At 43.3% G+C, this 15,849-nt stretch carries 12 protein-coding genes; all 12 read right to left on the bottom strand.

Going from position 1 to position 15,849, the window contains the following annotated elements; translation table 11 throughout:
• Positions 1–92 precede the first annotated feature (92 nt).
• Complete coding sequence (locus MHH79_RS08260; RefSeq protein WP_340035082.1) at positions 93–4,394, bottom strand: bacillopeptidase F; 4,302 nt, start codon at positions 4,392–4,394, stop codon at positions 93–95.
• A gap of 302 nt (positions 4,395–4,696) precedes the next feature.
• Positions 4,697–5,845, bottom strand: a complete 1,149-nt coding sequence (ftsZ, locus tag MHH79_RS08255) for a cell division protein FtsZ (RefSeq protein ID WP_021479331.1) — start codon at positions 5,843–5,845, stop codon at positions 4,697–4,699.
• 35 nt (positions 5,846–5,880) lie between these two features.
• Positions 5,881–7,203, bottom strand: coding sequence for a cell division protein FtsA (gene ftsA / locus MHH79_RS08250; protein ID WP_003232169.1), 1,323 nt, complete (start codon positions 7,201–7,203; stop codon positions 5,881–5,883).
• Positions 7,204–7,376: 173 nt separating this feature from the next.
• On the bottom strand, positions 7,377–7,742 hold the full coding sequence (locus MHH79_RS08245; RefSeq protein WP_003238683.1) for a small basic family protein: 366 nt from the start codon (positions 7,740–7,742) through the stop codon (positions 7,377–7,379).
• A 17-nt stretch (positions 7,743–7,759) separates the two neighbouring features.
• Positions 7,760–8,467, bottom strand: coding sequence for a DUF881 domain-containing protein (locus MHH79_RS08240; RefSeq protein ID WP_251217885.1), 708 nt, complete (start codon positions 8,465–8,467; stop codon positions 7,760–7,762).
• Between the two features lie 22 nt (positions 8,468–8,489).
• On the bottom strand, positions 8,490–9,185 hold the full coding sequence (locus MHH79_RS08235; protein WP_251217884.1) for a DUF881 domain-containing protein: 696 nt from the start codon (positions 9,183–9,185) through the stop codon (positions 8,490–8,492).
• Positions 9,182–9,973, bottom strand: coding sequence for a cell division protein DivIB (gene divIB, locus MHH79_RS08230; RefSeq protein WP_063335321.1), 792 nt, complete (start codon positions 9,971–9,973; stop codon positions 9,182–9,184). Before divIB ends, MHH79_RS08235 begins: the two co-directional genes overlap by 4 nt.
• Before the next feature lie 129 nt (positions 9,974–10,102).
• Positions 10,103–11,014 carry a UDP-N-acetylmuramate dehydrogenase gene (murB, locus tag MHH79_RS08225; protein WP_003232182.1) on the bottom strand — a complete coding sequence of 304 codons (912 nt, stop codon included), beginning with the start codon at positions 11,012–11,014 and terminating at the stop codon, positions 10,103–10,105.
• A 31-nt stretch (positions 11,015–11,045) separates the two neighbouring features.
• Positions 11,046–12,137: an undecaprenyldiphospho-muramoylpentapeptide beta-N-acetylglucosaminyltransferase gene (gene murG / locus MHH79_RS08220; RefSeq protein ID WP_015383602.1), complete on the bottom strand. Its 1,092-nt coding sequence runs from the start codon at positions 12,135–12,137 to the stop codon at positions 11,046–11,048.
• Between the two features lie 120 nt (positions 12,138–12,257).
• Positions 12,258–13,358 carry a stage V sporulation protein E gene (gene spoVE / locus MHH79_RS08215; RefSeq protein ID WP_003244810.1) on the bottom strand — a complete coding sequence of 367 codons (1,101 nt, stop codon included), beginning with the start codon at positions 13,356–13,358 and terminating at the stop codon, positions 12,258–12,260.
• 60 nt (positions 13,359–13,418) lie between these two features.
• Positions 13,419–14,774 (bottom strand): UDP-N-acetylmuramoyl-L-alanine--D-glutamate ligase, encoded by a 1,356-nt coding sequence (gene murD, locus MHH79_RS08210; RefSeq protein ID WP_015383601.1) that lies wholly within the window; start codon positions 14,772–14,774, stop codon positions 13,419–13,421.
• Positions 14,775–15,749 (bottom strand): phospho-N-acetylmuramoyl-pentapeptide-transferase, encoded by a 975-nt coding sequence (mraY, locus tag MHH79_RS08205; protein ID WP_003232192.1) that lies wholly within the window; start codon positions 15,747–15,749, stop codon positions 14,775–14,777.
• Positions 15,750–15,849 lie beyond the last annotated feature (100 nt).

The raw sequence follows: 15,849 nt of genomic DNA, 5'->3' as shown, positions 1-15,849 counted from the left end.
TACAATTTTTCAGGGAAATCTGCTTAATTTGTCGAGGAATTGTAATGAGAGGATATATAAAAAAGCTGCCAATGACGGCAGCTTTTTTCCACTTAACTTTCTGTGTTGATATTAAGTTTTCCATTCGCAGTTTTTCTTGTTTCATTTCCATAATCATCTCGTACGATCACTTCTACTTTTGCTCCTTTTGCTTTAATAGAAGAAGTGGCTGTCCAATAGCCTTCATATCTTCCCGGAGAAATTTCTCTTAACGGGAGTTCGGTGGCGTTTTGCACACTCGCTCTTGCATTTGTCAGCGGCATACGAATGATAAACGTTGCATCTAAATCCTCAGCACTTGAGAAAGCGATTTTCACAGATTCACCGGCTTTTAAGTTTTTATCCTCTCCCGGAATTAGGCCGGAAATGATAGGCTTGTCAAAGTTGACATCAATGACAGCCTTTTTCGTCGTTTTGTTGCCTGCTAAGTCTGTAGCAATCACCTTGATTTCATTGCTTCCATTCTCCAAAAGAATACGGGCTGAGTATGAACCATCAGTTATTGTTGCTTTTTTGCCATTCACCTTGACGTCTTTCAGATTGTCATCGGATACAGCCCCTTTGACAGTCAGCGTTTCTTTATTTGTTTTCCCGCCATCCTTTGGAGTGTCCAGCGTTAATTCAGGCTTTTCTTGATCAAGCGTGACCGTGATCGGGCTGGAGGCATCCGTTATTCCGTTATCTGTTGATGCAGTTGCCGTCAGCTCATTTTCACCCTTGTTGAGTGTGATGCCTGCATGGAACGTGCCATCCGCAGCAGCTTTCGTTTCTCCTGCTTCTTTCTCTCCATTATAAATGTGTACCGTTGTACCAGGAGAAGCTTTTCCTTTTACAGTGACGCTATCCTTATTTGTGTATGATTTGTCTGTCGGTGAAGTAATCTCAGGTACAGCAGCTTCATAATTAACTAATGCGCGAATCATATAGTTGCCGTCTGCTTCGTCACCCGGCTCCCATTGTCCACCTATATACTGCCAGTTGCGGCCGGAATTCTTGCCGGTTTCATCCATTGCCAGTCCAGGTGAATACGGATCAGGTTTCGACTGGATATACACGAGATAAAAGTCTCTATCGACCATAATCCCTTTTGAACTGAGATCTACCTTAGTCCACTCGCCATTGCGAAGTGCTTCCGCGTTAAATGGCCCTGCAATTTTCTTGCCCGGTGCTCCGTCTTTTCCTGTAGCATCGTATACCTCAACCTTAAACTCTGTGCCGCCGGGATCAGGGAACTCTGTATCCCAGAATCTGAACAGCCCTCCTGTAAGCATGCCTTTGTCCTTGCCGTCAGCGAGCGTCATTTTGACCGCCCATCCGTTACCGGCAGCAAAATAGGAATTGGCATTCTCCGCCGTTCCGTCATCATATGCAATTTCACCCGGATAACCGACGAAAGGCTTCAGTACAGTTTCTTTTGTCACATCACCTTTTAACTCAACGGAAAATTCATCACTGTAATAACCCGGTGCAGCGACTTTAATCGTATAAGCGCCTTCATAGGCCTCCAGCGTATATTCACCTTTGTCGTTTGTCATAGCCGGTTCCACCGCAGCATCCTCTACAACATAAACGGAAGCGCCTTTTACCGGCTCTCCTGTCGTTTTATTGATGACCGTGCCTTTTAATGTGCCCTTCTTCATCTCTTCTAACGTAAAATTAGCTTGTGTCGTCTGATCCGTCTTTAAAGATACTTTTTGTGTTTTCGACTGATAACCATATGCTTCTGCCATAAGCGTATAGTCTCCCGCTTTGTGCTTCAGCGTGTACTGCCCTGTGGATTGATCTGAATATGTTGATTTTCCTGTTTCCACTACACTGACTTGTGCCCTGAGCGGCAAAACTTGAGGCTGTATATCTTTACTCTCCATTTTTACAGCTGTATTTAGAGATGGCTTAGCTTTTTTCGGATTCACTGGCTTTTTCTTTTGCTTTCCAGACGGCTTTTCGACGCCTAGCTTATTCTTTTTGACTGTTTTTCCGGCTGATTTGTCAGAAAGCACTACATCATCAATGTACCAGCCCTCTTTGTTAATACTTTCATCTGATTGAAGGTTAAACATCACTTGAATGTTTTGACCTTTATAAGCCGATAAATCAATTTCTTCGTCCGTCCAGCTTGATGTCTTTCCATTATAGACACCAGCCTGCTCCCAATTCTTTTCACCCTCAGGCAAAACAAAAACGTAGCCGTAATCAAAATCATCCTCTAAATTGTGCCAGCTTTTAAATTGAAGGAACAGACTTCCTGAATCTGGTACTTTAACAGGAGGCATAACAAGGTTCATGTTTGCTGAGTTGGCATAATTTCCTGTCAAATTCGTTCCATATACTTTTTCTCCGGATGCTGCTGTATTTGGGCCAGTTGACGGAACTCCCCATTCCCAGTTATTATTTGTTCCGCTCGCAACCCAGCCGCCGGGTGCAGTTTCAAAGTCCTGCTTATATCCCACCGTGATGCTTGGTTTCACTGTTACATCGTATACGTCAGACGAAACGACATGACCGCCAAAATCGTGAATCATCCACTTATAGCTTAGTTTAGTTCCTTTTATGTCTGGGATCTCTGCCTGATACGTTCCTTTTAGATGATCACCGCTGATTCGTTTAGCCGTTATTTCTGTCCATTCACCTTGATCAAGCTTGTAGGACAGCTTTACAGATGTCACACTCACATTGTCTTCAGCTGTCAAAGTCAATGGCAGGCTGCCACCTTCATAAGCTTCAGTTACTTTCTCATGCTGATAGACAGGAGGCTCTTGGTCATCCCCCTCTACAGAAACTTGTCCTTCCGCTTTCCCTAAACCATCTGTAACAGCGGATACAGCATCAAAAGCATTCACCAGACCATGGCCATATCCGTTATTCGGTGAATCAGGAAATGTTGAATCCGTGAGCGGTTCAGCCGTGCTGGTTAATATATCCTCCATCTCATCAACAGAAAGTGAGGCATTCGCCTGTTTCAGCAGTACAGCAACAGCGGATACATGCGGCCCTGCCATTGATGTGCCGTCCCATCCATCCTCATATGTCTGACCGGGAACGGATGAACGAATATTAACACCCGGTGCAGATATTTCCGGCTTTATTTCATCGTATGGAGATGGCCCTTGAAGAGAAAAGTCAGCGAGCTTTTTATTGATATCAGTCGCTCCAGTTGCAAACGATTCCGGATAGTTTGCCGGATTTGCGATAGAACCAGGCCCGCCGGGAATAAAGAGATCCGTATTCCCCGCTGAAAACTCAGGGAAAATATCGGCCGCACGCCAGGCATTGACCATGTCTCTGTACCATTCATCAAGTCCAGAGCCCCCTCCCCATGAGTTATTGACAACATCAGGAGCCATTTCCGGGTGGGGATTTCCTTCCGCGTCCTTTGGTGCTAAAACCCATTCACCAGCTTCCAAAATGTCAGCATCAGTGCCGCCATCTTCAGAGAACGCTTTAACAGCAATCCATTTTGCGCCAGGCGCTACACCGATTTGATTTGTTCCATCAGGTTCAGAGCCCACCATCGTGCCTGTCACATGGGTTCCATGAGCCAAATCATCATAAGGACTTGCCTCGCCTGCTACGGCATCATACCAGTTCATTTCATTTTCAGGCTCATTAGGATTTTCCGGATTATATCCGCGATATTTCTCTTTTAATGCCGGATGATTCCATTCCACACCTGTATCAATGGACGCAACAACCGTGCCAGTTCCATCATATCCAAGTGCCCAAGCTTTTGGGGCATCGATTTGGTCTACATTCCATTCCACACCGTCAGTTGCTTTAACAGCTTTCTGTGCTTTTTTCATATTAAATGGGGAGGATGACTTAAAAAGCTGCCGTTTCTCATTAGGAAGCACCTTTTCCACTTCGGGAAACTGCGCCACTTTTTCCATAACCTCTTTTGAGGCATGAACAGCAATCCCGTTCACCACATAATAAGAATGAATTTGGTCTGCATTTCCTTTATCTTTCTGGGTGTTCAAGTATTTTAGGACATCTTGCTGGGATTCATCGGCTGTGACTTTTAAAGATGACACAACAGCAGAACGCTTTTGATATTCCGTCTTAGCGGCAGACAGCTTCTTCGATCTCGCTTTTTTAACAGCCGCTTTTGCTGCTTTTTCTGTGTTAGCCTGATCTTTAAATTTAATCAGAAAAGTCGTTTTTTCTTTCTTTTTAAAGCTTTTCTTTAATGAATTCGAAATCTTGTTTTGAATGGATTCCGCAGATTGAAGCTCCTTTTTAACAGAAGGTGAGGTGACTTTACTGCTTGCCCCGGCTGCTCCCGGAAAAAGCAGTGAACTGATGACAACTGTACTTAAAACAGAGCTGATGAGTCTGTTTTTCGTTTTTTTCTTCATTTTCATCCCCCTTTTTCAACATGCTTTTTAAAAAAAGTGTCGTCCCTCCTTTTAATAATGAATGGTTTGTCAGAACATCGCTGTATATTAACTGTAGACAATCTGAATTACAGATATTGTCGTTTCATGTCATTCAATTTCCATATATACGAAAATGATAAAAATGTCACAAAAATAAATAGGTCTAATTATCTGTTTTGTTACTAAGCGAAGGAAGCAATAGGGAAAAAGACTTTATAAGAAGGAAAGTGTGAAGAGAAAAACAAAAAAGGACAAAATCGAAAACGATTTTGTCCTTTACATTAGCCGCGTTTATTACGGTTTCTTAAGAATGTCGGGATGTCAAGCGTATCATCAGCCGGCTGTGAAGTATGACGGCTTACTGTGTTCTGCTGCTGAGGCTCCTCACGTTTTTGCTCACGCTTCGGAACACTTTGATTGTGTGTTTTGATGCTTTGATTTAAGCTTGGACGCTGAGGCTTCGTCACGTCCTTCTCTTGTTCGATAAAGCCGGTTGCAATCACTGTCACCACAATCTCATCTTTTAGATTTTCATTAATAACAGAACCGAAAATCATGTTTACGTCTTGATCAGACGCCGAAGCGACAATGTCTGCTGCTTCCTGAACCTCATATAGGCTGAGGTTTGTTCCTCCAGTGATGTTCATGAGGACGCCTTGCGCACCGTCAATGGCCGCTTCAAGAAGTGGGCTGGAAATTGCTTTTTTTGCTGCCTCTGCCGCGCGATTTTCCCCAGTAGCAATACCGATACCCATCAAAGCAGATCCTTTGTTTGACATGATTGTTTTCACATCAGCAAAGTCAAGGTTGATAAGACCAGGTGTAGCAATCAAGTCAGAAATACCTTGAACCCCTTGGCGAAGTACGTTATCCGCTTCACGGAATGCTTCAAGCATCGGTGTGTTTTTATCAACAATTTCAAGGATACGGTCGTTCGGGATCACGATCAGTGTATCCACCGCTTCTTTCATTGCCGAGATTCCGCCTGCAGCCTGAAGCTGTCTTTTGCGTCCTTCGAAGGTAAACGGTCTTGTCACAACGCCGACTGTTAATGCGCCTAAGTCTTTCGCGATTTGTGCGATAACCGGTGCGGCACCTGTTCCTGTTCCGCCGCCCATACCAGCTGTCACGAATACCATGTCAGCGCCTTTAAGTGCTTCTTCAATCTGCTCTTTGCTTTCTTCAGCGGCTTTTTTCCCGACTTCCGGATTCGCACCTGCTCCCAATCCTCTAGTCAGCTTTGCGCCGATTTGCATTTTCACTTCTGCTTTTGACAGGTTAAGAGCTTGAGCGTCCGTGTTTACCGCGATATACTCTACTCCTTGCACTTCATTTTCAATCATTCGGTTAACGGCGTTGTTACCGCCGCCTCCTACTCCGATTACTTTAATTGATGCTAAGCCGTCTATGTTTGTTTCGAACTCCAACATGCTAAATCCTCCTAATCTGCCGAATGACTATCTATCTATTCCCAAAACATGCTTAATAGTTTTTTCATTTTGCTCTGTTTATTATGTTCGGCTTGTGTTTTTTGTTTTCCTTTTGGCCGCTGCTGCACCTCATTTTGGTGATGATGCTGCTCTTGTTCCTCAGATGATGAGACTGCGATTTCCTGTATCGCTTCTTCAGGCATCTTAAAGCCTATTTTTCTGCCTTGGATTCTTGCATTCCGGCAGGCGAATTGGATCAGGCCCACTCCCGTCATATATTGAGGATCTCTTACACCGATATAATTCGGGCTTGCCACTCTGACATTGTTTTGCAGCACATCCTGTGCCAAAGACATGACACCCGGCATAGCTGCTTGTCCTCCTGTCAGCACGAAGCCTCCCGGCAGATCGGTAATTCCCATACTGCGAAGCTCTTCTGAAACAATTTCAAGAATTTCTTCTACTCTCGCTTCAATGATATTCGCTGCTTCTTGCTGTGTAAATGTTTGTTTTTGATTGGTGCCTATAACGGTTACCTCAAATATTTCATCTTCCGAGGCTTCGTCATAGTAGGCATGTCCAAATTGCTTTTTCACGCGTTCTGCTTCTTCTGTTGACGTTCTCAATCCGATGGAGATATCTTTGGTGATATTTTCGCCTCCGAGAGGAATGACACGGGTAGAAGTGAGATGTCCGTTCTGGAATACGGCAATGGTTGTTGACCCTCCCCCTATATCAATGAGAGCCACACCAAGGTTTTTCTCGTCCTTTGATAATGCAGCAGAACCGGCTGCCAGCGGCTGAAGGCATATATCAGTTATTTCAATACCAGCTCTTTCAACGCAGCGGAGTAAGTTATGTAAGATTGTTTTTGAACCGGTGATCAAGGTGCCCTCTACTTCTAAACGCACACCCAGCATTTTTTTCGGGTCGGTGATTTCATCTCTTCCATCTACGATAAACTGTTTAGGAATGACGTCAACAATCAGCTGTTCATGCGGTACGGAAACAACCTGTGCCGCCTCCATGACACGGCGTACATCTTCAACCTGAATTTCTTTATTTTCACTGGAAACTGCTACAACACCGTTTGTATCTTGAATATTGATATAATTTCCATTAACGCCGACAATAGCTTTTCTAAGCGGAAAACCTACCATTCTTTCAGCTTGGTCAAACGCTTTTCTTATAGAATGAACGGTCTCATCTATATCAACGATTGAGCCTTTTTTCAACCCTTCAGACGGTACATTTCCCACACCGATAATATTAAGGGAATCATCTGTCATTTCTCCGACGATCACTTTTGTATTGGACGTACCGATGTCAAGACTGACGTAAAGTTCATTGTTGTTCATTCTATGGCACCTCCTCACATTTCGATCATTTCTATTCTATTATTTGCGGAACAACAATACAATGAATGTGGCTTTACAAGTGTGTAACAAAAAATAACAACAGAATATTTTTATGTGCTTTTCGCATTTTATGTTTATTGAAAATATTCGTTATATCCTATGTATATCCTCTTTTATATCACATTTTTTTTATTTTTTTTAGAAAGAGTCCACTTTGTTAGTAGATTTCTTCTGATAACGGCTATATTCTGAAATAATCTGACTCCAAATGCGAATATACCTGCTAAATACAAGTCTACACCAAGATGGACTCCCAGAAAAGCTAAACTTATTGCCAATATAATATTAAAAAAGAAACCGGAAACAAATACCATTTCATCATATGTACCTTGTAAATGCGCCCTGATTCCGCCGATTAATGTATCAAGTGCGGCAAGCACCGCAAGCGATAAATAGTTTGAGTATTCACTCGGTATCGTTAAGTTTGTCATTAGTCCAATCGCTATTCCGAGCACCAGTCCCAACACGGGCAGCCACATGACAATTCTCCTCCTTTTCAGTCTTTAAGCAGTTTCAGCTGTTGTACGTCCAGTGGTCTGTCATATGCTTTTAATGTTAGTTTGCTTTCAGATTTACCGGCTTTTAATGCTAAATTTTCAGATGCAAAAAGATCCTCAAGGCCTGACCCCTTCACTCTGCTGTGTAACATGTCCGGATCTTTGGCAAGCACTTTTACTGTTAAAGGATAATCGTCAAGGGCGTATCCGTCTATTTTTGTAGTGCCGTTTATATCTCTGATGACTGTATGATTCACAACTCTTCGCTCGTTAATCGAGATATGCTCTGCACCGTAGGAGTTGAGTTCATTAATCAGCTTTTTCAGCAAATCCGGAGGCGGATTTTCGATCGGCTCTCCTGTTAAGCTTTCAGAAAAAAGCGGGGAAATCGTAATGACAATTCCGCTACCTGTTATATCGGTCATGCCGGCTGTTTTTTTTAAGGATTGCAAGGTATTATGTAGCGCGGTTTCTTTTGTCATTTCTTTCGTTTGCGAATAGCTATTCAGCAGTTTGTCATATTTGTTTATTTCAGCCAGCAGCTTTTCCTGCTTCTTCTGCTCTGATGTCAGCTCTTCCCTAATATCCCACATATCTCTTGTATCCCGGACTTTGGGGTGCTTTAACGAATTAAACTGAACAGATATCATCAGGCCGAAGATGACCATAAGCACACTGATGCTTATGAAGGAACGCTTTATTTTCAATCTATTTCACCCGCTTTTTCAGTCATTCCTTCGTTTTCAGAATCGGTTTCATTTGTACGTTTTTCTCTTTTTCTGCCGACACAGAAATATGATCCATTGACAGCTGACCAATTAGGCCTCCTGCGATATTTAACGAGGGCAGCAGGACATCTGGATCTCCAATAGCGGATACCGTAAACGGAGCGGGATGCTGCACCCCGTCTACTGTTACCACAGGACCATTGCATTTGATATACGAATCATGCGTCAAACGCTGTCCATTAACGGCGACAGCTGCCGCTCCTGAGATATACAGTTCGTTTACTACTTGGAAGATATGGCTTTCGTGAACGATGTAACTATTCACATTCTCCCCTTCCGGTATGTATGACGCATCTTCCAATGTCACCTCAACGCCTTCTCCCTGCACACCGACTTCCCCAATATACATCCTGTATTTTTCTGTATCTTCGAGGACATTATAGTATTCCGACTTCTCTTTCTTCAGCTTATTTTCCGCCTGGCGGACTTTGTTTTGCTTTTGATATAATTCTTTTTCAAGCTTCTTATTTTCTTTCTCTTGTTTCAGAAGTTCATCTCTCAGCGCATATTCTTTTTTCCACTCTTCCGTCTCAGCCGCGCTTTTGTTGTTTTCTTTTGTCATTTGAAAAGAAAATGAAATCAAAAAGCCTGCGATAAGCATAATCAAGGAAAGAAGGACTGCTGATTTGCCCCTCAATTTTCATCTTCCTTTTTAGCAGCTTTATCGTTTTTCCCAAACTCTTCAAAATAGGTGGCAACTTCTAAATGAATGATTCCTTTTTTATTGCTGCTTAGCTGAGAAATGATAGAAGGATACGTCTTCATTCGGTCTGCAAACGTTTTAATAGATGCAGTGACAACATAACCGTCGTTCATGTACAACTTAATACGGTTTTCATCCATTTTTACAGGCGTATAATAAATCTCTGAAATCGACTGTTTTAACGAATTTGACAACACATCGAGCTGCTTGGCCATTTGAGACCGCTTCTTCGCGTTTGTCCAATTCACTAAAATCGGTCCGGCATCATCCGGCGTTACTTCGTTTGGCAGAACTGAGCCGTTTTCAAGCACTTCATAGTACACATCGTCTTTTTCTAAATAAGCAATCGCTTTATATTCTTCGATTGCAATGTTGATTTTATTAGGAAGCGATTTGCTGATCTCCGCTTTTTTCACTAATTTATTTTGCTGAATCTTCTTTTCTGTTTTTTGCTTGTCCAAACTCCAAAACTCAGTATCTCCGCTGTTAATATCGGAAAGGTCGATAATTTCCTTTTTTGATACATTTTCATTCCCTGTAACAGAGATTGTTGATACTTTACTGATTGGTGTTTGCAGGTACACAATGATCAGCACCATAATAAAAAAGAGCATAATAAATGAAATGAGACGGCGGTTTGCCTTTTGTTTCCTCTGCTCTTTAATTTTAGGGATCCGCTCTTCAATGTTAACGATTTTTTCTCGGTCTTGACCCGGGTTCATTGCCTGTTCACCTCATTCAAATGAAACAGCTGTTAAAAGTCTGTCTATTCCAAAACAAACGGCATACTATGATGCCGTTTGTCGTTTGCTTACAGTATATCATATGAACAGCTTCAGTCAGAACTTGAATCAGCGATTTCCGCCGATGATTTCAACCTCTGTGTGCATATCAATCTCGTATTTTTCACGGATTGTCTTTTTCACATGGTCAATGAGATCAAGCACATCTTTTGCTGATGCTCCCCCCGCATTGACGATGAAGTTTCCGTGCATCTCCGATATCTTTGCACCGCCGATTTGATATCCTTTCAAGCCTGCTTTTTCTACAAGGTTCCCGGCATGATTCGGAAGCGGATTTCTGAATATGCTTCCCGCACAAGGGCTTGAATACGGCTGTGTATTTTTTCTATAGTCTTTATTGCTTTGCATTTGCTGAACGATTGATTCCTTATCCTTCTGCTCCAGCTGCAAAACAGCTTCAAGGCAAACGCCCGGGCGTTTCTTTTGCAGTACAGATGTCCTGTAGCTGAAATCCATCTGCTCATTTGTCAGCCACTCAATCGTTCCGTCTTCAAATAAAATATGGGCTTTGACGAGGATCTCGCTCATATCAGAACCGTGAGCGCCGGCATTCATATAAACCGCTCCGCCGACTGATCCTGGAATGCCGGCAGCAAATTCCAAACCGGACAGGCCTTTTTTGCTCAATGATGTAGCAAGGCGGACCACTGAATAACCGCCTCCGACTGTTACTTGCTCCCCTTCAAGCTCCAAGTGGTCAAGACCCGCACCCAGCTTGATTACTACGCCTCTAATTCCTTCATCTAAAACAAGAAGATTTGATCCGCGACCGATGACTGTCCACTTCACATCATATTTTTTAATCACGTCCATGATGTCTTTAACAGCATCTACACTGCTTGGAATGACCAATACATCCGCAGGTCCGCCGATTTTCATCGTTGTATGATTCGCGAGCGGTTCATTTGCAAGAACCTTGCCGACTTCGCGTTCTTTTAATTCCTGTATCACTTTCTCCATCGTAAACCTCCGCATTCCATTTGCTTTTCTATTATTTTTTTAATTCCTCGAGTACGCTGTATAAACGGGCAGCCGCGTCAGGAACACCGAGTGACTTTGTTCGTTCGCTCATTTCCTTTAACGTTTGCTCATTCAGTACAATCCGGTCTAGCGCTTCAATCAGCTTCTCCCCGCTGAGCTCTGTTTCTTTCAGTACAATCGCCGCATCATGCTGGCCGAGAGATCTCGCATTGACCTCCTGGTGATTCGCTGTCACATATGGACTCGGGATCAGAACACTTGGAATTCCGAGAGCAGTAATTTCGGCAATCGTTGTCGCACCGGCTCTGGCCACAATGACATCAATGGCCTTTAAATACTCAGGCATTTGATGAAGAAACGGTTTTGTGACCATATTATCAGCGGCACCCTTGCTTTTCAGCTCATTCATTACTTTTTCATAGTGAACTTCACCGGTGATATACAGCACTTGATAGTCTCTTGTTTTCAGCGCATCCTGCATGTCAATGACAGCGCGGTTAATCGGTGCAGCGCCTCGGCTACCGCCGAAAATTAAGACCGTTTTTTTGTCTTCAGAAAGCCCAAATTCAGCCATTGATCGTCCCGTCTTTATTGAGACGACTTCAGAGGCTCTCGGGTTTCCCGTAAATACAACTTTCTCGCTAGGAAAATGTGATTTCGCTTCTTCAAAACAAATCGCTACTTTATTAACATATTTTGAAAGAAACTTATTCGTGATGCCCGGCAGGCTGTTTTGTTCATGGACAATAGTCGGAATTCCCATTTTCGCAGCGGCATAGACAACCGGCCCGCATACATAACCGCCCGTTCCAATTACGGCATCGGGCTTAAATTCCGCTAAATACGATTTACTCTTTTTGACGCCCTTCAGAAAACGCATCACAGTCTTGACATTTTCAAATGACAATTTTCTTTTAAATCCTGTAATTTCAATTGAACGAAACGGTATATTCTCCCGCTCAACAATTTTTTTCTCCAGCCCGTTTTCTGTTCCAATATATAAAAATTCCACATTAGGATGACGTCTTTGCACTTCTTTAATAAAAGCAAGCGCAGGATAAATATGTCCCCCTGTACCGCCTCCGCTTATTGCAATTCGCATTTCTTTTCCCCCAGTCTAAGTTTCTCTATAACATAACGATAACCCTGTTTTGTTGGACAGGGTTATTCCATCAATTGTTTCCAAGCTTCATGTTAGACAGGAAGCTTAGAAATACATTCGTTAATACCTCGAGTAGCGGCTTACATTCAGCAGCACACCGACTGCCATCAGCATTAGAGTCAATGAAGAGCCTCCGTAGCTCAAAAACGGGAGCGTGATGCCTGTTACAGGAATCAGGCCCGTGACTACGCCGATATTTATCATGACTTGAATGGCAATCATTGAAATAATGCCGACTGCGACAAAGCTTCCGTACAGATCAGGGGCACCAAGCGCAATTCTGATTCCTCTCCACAGCAGGACGCTAAAGAGGAGCAAAATAAGTGTTCCCCCGATAAAGCCCAGCTCCTCTGACAAGATGGCGAAAATAAAGTCTGTTTGCGGCTCAGGCAGATAAAAGAACTTCTGTCTGCTTTGTCCGAGCCCCATTCCGAACAACCCGCCGGGCCCCACTGCATAAAGCGATTGAATGATCTGAAATCCGCTTCCGAGCGGGTCTTCCCATGGATTTAAGTATGAGGTAATCCGCTTAATTCGATATGGAGCCGATAACACGAGCCCGACAAATCCGCTGAGGCCGATCAGCCCGAGAAAGACGAAATGGGCGATCCGCGCGCCGGCTACAAAAATCATGACAATACAAGTTCCGACCATAACTGTCCCCGTTCCGAGGTCAGGCTGGCACATGATAATCAAAAATGCTGAAAACACGATGCCAAGTGCAGGGACGAACCCCCGTCTGAACGATGTGATGTTTTTTTGTTTTTCAGAGAGAAATTTAGCAAGGAATGCAATCATCGCAAGCTTCATAAACTCTGAAGGCTGTATGCTGAATGCTCCGACTCCGATCCAGCTTCTTGAACCATTCCGCACCATTCCGACGCCCGGTATCAAAACAAGCACCAGAAGGAAAAAGCAGATAACCATCAGCAATTTGGACCATGTCCTCCAAGTCCAATAATCAACATTCATGATAAAAAACATAGCAATGACACCGATTCCCGCAAACAAAAGCTGCCGTTTCGCGAAAAAGAATGAGTCGTCAAATTTATAATCCGCCCATACCGCACTCGCACTGTACACCATAATTAATCCGATTGTTAATAATAATAACGTAATGATGACCAATAACAAATCAGGCGATGTTTTTTTAGTAGTCAAAGCAATCGACACCCCAAGCTTAAAGTCATTAGGGCTGCCGATTTACTTCAAGACAAGCCCTTACTTAAGCATATGCACGGCATCTATAAACATGTCACCGCGTTCTTCAAATGTTTTGAATTGATCCCAGCTCGCACACGCGGGTGACAGCAGGATGACATCTCCTTCATTTGAGATCGCAAACGCCGCAGATACTGCTTGTTCAACATTATCGACACGTTTGACATGTTGTATTCCCAGTTCATTGCCGAGTTTCTCGAGTTTTGGCGCCGTCTGGCCAAATGTAAGCACTGCTTTGACATGCTTCATATAAGGTTTCAAGTCATCAAAACCATTTCCGCGATCCAGTCCGCCCGCAAGCAGAATGACCGGCTTATCAAAAGCTGAAAGCGCCTTGCTTGTCGCCAGAATGTTTGTTGCTTTACTGTCGTTATAAAATTTGCGGCCATTCACAGTTGTGACATATTGGAGGCGGTGTTTCACACCAGTAAAGCTTGTCAGCACCTTTTTAACCGCCTCATTGGATGCTCCTGCCGTTTTCACAACTGCAATAGCTGCTAAAATGTTCTCCAGGTTATGAGCACCGGGCAGCACAACCTCTTCCAGAGGAAGAATGGCTTCGCCGTTAAACATAATCATACTGTCTTTTACATATGCGCCCTGTTCAAGCGTTTTGCTGACTGAAAACGGGACGATTTCGGCTTTTCCGGCTTCAGCAAGACGCACGACGGTTTCATCATCCTGGTTGACAATAGCTTTATCTGAAGCAGTCTGATGAAGGTATACTTTCTGTTTCGCTTTTTCATAGTTTTCGCGCGTATGGTGATAATCCAGATGGGCGTCAAATACATTTAAAATCAGGCTGATTTCCGGTCTGAAAGCGTGTGTTCCCATCAGCTGAAACGAAGACAGTTCAGTAACGATCCATTCATCTCCATCAGCATGATAGGCAACCTCACTTGCGACTGTGCCGATGTTTCCGGCAATCAGTGCTTTTTGCGAGTCAGCTTTGAGCATTTCGTAAATTAGCGTTGTCGTGGTCGTTTTACCGTTCGATCCGGTAATCCCGATAAACTTGGCGCTGGTCAGGTAGTAAGCGAGCTCAATTTCCGTCCAAACCGGAATGCCTCGTTTCTCCGCTTCCTGAACCATAATATTTTCATAAGGAATTCCCGGGTTTTTGATCAGAATCGTGATTTGATGCTGATCGAACAGAGAAACTGGATGCTCTCCGCAAACAACTTCGATTCCTTTTTCAGAAAGCTTTTGTGCCGGTTCATTTTCTTCAAAAGGCTTTTGATCATTGACTGCAACATAAATGCCTTTTTCATGAAGAATGGAGGCCGCCGCATATCCGCTTTTCGCAAGCCCAAGGATTAAAAAATGCTGTTTCTGTAAAAATTGATCATTTTCCACTTATAACCACACCTCGATGTAAATTCCTAAAACGGCAAGCAAAAGTCCCGCAGCCCAAAACGTCACGACTACTCTCCATTCAGACCAGCCGACAAGCTCATAATGGTGATGAAGCGGACTCATTTTAAAGATTCGTTTACCTGTCGTTTTAAAGCTGATGACCTGCAAAATAACAGATAATGTCTCGATAACGAATACACCGCCGATGATAACCAGCAGGATCTCTAATTTCGTTAAAATGGCAATGGTAACGATGGCTCCTCCCAATGCAAGCGATCCCGTATCTCCCATAAAAACTTTGGCCGGATGAGCATTAAATACAAGGAAGCCCAGAACTGCACCGACAACGGCAACTGAGAAAATCGCTACGTCATATTGAGACTGATTCCATGCCAGAATGGCAAAGGCGCCAAAGGCAATCGCCGCAGTACCGGATAATAACCCGTCGAGGCCGTCAGTCAGGTTAACTGCGTTTGATCCGCCGACTAGCATAAAGAGCACAAGGATAAAGTAAGCCCAGCCAAGATCAAATGATAAGTCAGTTCCAGGAATGCGAATATCCGTCGCAAAATTGTAGTAATGATACACGGCGTAGAATACAACTGCAATAATAATTTGTCCGATCAGCTTTTGCTTTGATGTCAATCCAAGATTGCGCTTCATGACAACCTTGATGTAATCATCTAAAAAGCCAAGCAAACCGTAGCCTAGCGTAACAAACAGAAGCAGCACCATTTCGGGGCTTATTTCTGAAAACTTCTGTGTCATAACAATTGTTGTCACTATGATAGAAAGTATGATCATGACCCCGCCCATTGTCGGTGTCCCTGATTTTTTCTGATGTGATTTCGGTCCTTCTTCTCTAATACTCTGGCCGAATTTTAATCTTCTTAAAAACGGAATAAGAATCGGAGAGAGCAGAACACTAATTAAAAACCCCATTAAAATTGTAAACAGAATGACTTGCTCAAGCATTGTCCTTTTCTCCTCCTGTTTCTTTCAAACGACATACGTAGTTATCATATTCATGATTTTTTTCCATATGAAAAATCTTTTCAAGCTCCATTATTCAGTA

Origin of the sequence: Bacillus sp. FSL K6-0993, assembly GCF_037977205.1 — a bacterium.
Classification (GTDB): Bacteria; Bacillota; Bacilli; order Bacillales; family Bacillaceae; genus Bacillus; species Bacillus subtilis.
Note: the sequence above shows the minus strand (reverse complement) of the source record. Positions and strands in the feature narration are given on the sequence as shown.

What these genes read in the sequence shown, in the direction of transcription:
- MHH79_RS08260 (WP_340035082.1), bottom strand. Translation starts at nt 4,394, where the DNA reads ATGAAGAAAAAAACGAAAAACAGACTCATCAGCTCTGTTTTAAGTACA.
- ftsZ (WP_021479331.1), bottom strand. Translation starts at nt 5,845, where the DNA reads ATGTTGGAGTTCGAAACAAACATAGACGGCTTAGCATCAATTAAAGTA.
- ftsA (WP_003232169.1), bottom strand. Translation starts at nt 7,203, where the DNA reads ATGAACAACAATGAACTTTACGTCAGTCTTGACATCGGTACGTCCAAT.
- MHH79_RS08245 (WP_003238683.1), bottom strand. Translation starts at nt 7,742, where the DNA reads ATGTGGCTGCCCGTGTTGGGACTGGTGCTCGGAATAGCGATTGGACTA.
- divIB (WP_063335321.1), bottom strand. Translation starts at nt 9,973, where the DNA reads ATGAACCCGGGTCAAGACCGAGAAAAAATCGTTAACATTGAAGAGCGG.
- murB (WP_003232182.1), bottom strand. Translation starts at nt 11,014, where the DNA reads ATGGAGAAAGTGATACAGGAATTAAAAGAACGCGAAGTCGGCAAGGTT.
- murG (WP_015383602.1), bottom strand. Translation starts at nt 12,137, where the DNA reads ATGCGAATTGCAATAAGCGGAGGCGGTACAGGGGGACATATTTATCCT.
- mraY (WP_003232192.1), bottom strand. Translation starts at nt 15,749, where the DNA reads ATGCTTGAGCAAGTCATTCTGTTTACAATTTTAATGGGGTTTTTAATT.